This is a genomic window from Stenotrophomonas sp. P5_A8, assembly GCF_056400545.1.
Genome location: NZ_JBFULB010000642.1, coordinates 1 through 660, shown reverse-complemented (window position 1 = coordinate 660; position 660 = coordinate 1). Strand labels below are relative to the sequence as shown.

Sequence of the window (660 nt, the reverse complement as noted above, 5' to 3'; positions counted from 1 at the left end):
TCGACCGCGATGAGCAGTTGGTCGGGGCGGAGCAGCAGATTGAGGATGCTCGTGGGATGGTCCATAGCCGAAAGGAGGATGGCCAGGGGCGTTTCACCTATTGACAAATAACAAACGCACCCTAGCCTGCAACCGAACTGATGGGATGCACGTATGACCAAGCGCATTTTTTACAAAACATCACTTTGCACAAGTGCGGCAGCTACCGCGGTCGTATTCTTATGGCTAGCACTGAGCCAGGCACCGGAGAAGCCAATCCCGGCTAAGCAACCAGCGCTGGAAAAATCTCTGATAAAGCCATAATCAGAGTCCCAATTATCAGAAAAATTGTTCCAGAAAATGCGCTCCTCGAAGACTCCATGAACATACTGGCCAAGTCCTTTTGGGAGATTACACCTATACTCCGCCGCCCACTGCTCGTCTTTCTAACCAAATTGGCATAGCGGTTTTGCAGCGAGTGGATTGCGACTGCATTAATACCCCCGACGTTTGCGGCTGTTTTTTGCAGATCTCTCAGAAGGCGAAGCACCAAGCGATACTGGTCTACACGGCGGACAAAGAACGTCCTGGATCGCTTCTCTTGCTCAACAACCCGGACTAAATATTTTTGCTTCGAGATCCCCAAATAGACCCCAGCACAAATCTGCACCCCCCCTGCTA

General features: G+C 51.1%; 1 protein-coding gene. It reads right to left on the bottom strand.

Features of this window, described 5'->3' with window-relative positions:
- Window positions 1–262: 262 nt before the first annotated feature.
- Window positions 263–660 (bottom strand): hypothetical protein (locus tag AC1DQP_RS21235; RefSeq protein ID WP_478052524.1); only part of this gene is annotated, 398 nt, incomplete at its 5' end.